We start from the raw sequence: 847 nt of genomic DNA on the forward strand, positions 1-847 counted from the left end.
CTTATGCAAATCAGTCGTGGCTCTATTTATTACCGCCGCAAGTCACCAAACAGTGAGCAAGTTTCGTTGGCCCACACCTTGGATGCGTTACATGTAGCCCACCCATTTGCGGGCTCACGCATGCTGCGTGGGTTGTTGCAGCGCCAAGGGCATTGCGTAGGCCGCAGGCATGTGCGCACGCTGATGAAGCGCATGTGCATCACGGCGCTGTACTGCCAACCTCGTACCAGTGCTCGTCATCCGCAGCACAAGATCTACCCGTACCTGTTGAGGAATAAGTCCGTGACGTATGCCAACCAAGTTTGGGCCATGGACATCACCTATGTGCGAATGCACAAAGGGTGGCTGTACCTTTGCGCTGTGGTGGACTGGTACAGCCGCAAGGTCTTGGCTTGGCGACTGTCCAATACGATGGACGTGCAGTTTTGCGTGGATGCCGTGCAAGAGGCTATTGCCCGCTGGGGAACGCCTGCCATCTTCAACACCGATCAGGGCAGCCAATTCACCAGCGAAGCCTTCACCGCACAGCTCAAACGCCACGGTATTCGCATCTCTATGGATGGCAAAGGGGCATGGCGTGACAACGTCTTCGTGGAGCGCCTGTGGCGCTCCATCAAGTACGAGGAAATCTATCTCAAAGCCTATGACAGCGTGCGTGCCGCACGCTGTGGGATTGCACAATACTTGCAGTTCTACAATTCACAACGCCCCCATCAGGCACACAGCCAAGCTACCCCTGATGAAGCGTACTTTGCAGCATTGCCGTTTGCACAAATGCAGGCGGCATAACCCCGGTGATCTCGCTTAGCAACTGGACTCAATTGTTCAAACGACCGGGACCACTTCT

General features: G+C 55.3%; 1 protein-coding gene. It reads left to right on the forward strand.

What is annotated here, in order from left to right:
* Positions 1–789: IS3 family transposase (locus SJH88_RS19260; RefSeq protein ID WP_274755402.1), on the forward strand; the 789-nt coding region annotated here is incomplete at its 5' end.
* Positions 790–847: the final 58 nt, after the last annotated feature.

This window comes from Comamonas sp. GCA5, from assembly GCF_036541385.1.
GTDB lineage: Bacteria > Pseudomonadota > Gammaproteobacteria > Burkholderiales > Burkholderiaceae_C > Comamonas > Comamonas aquatica.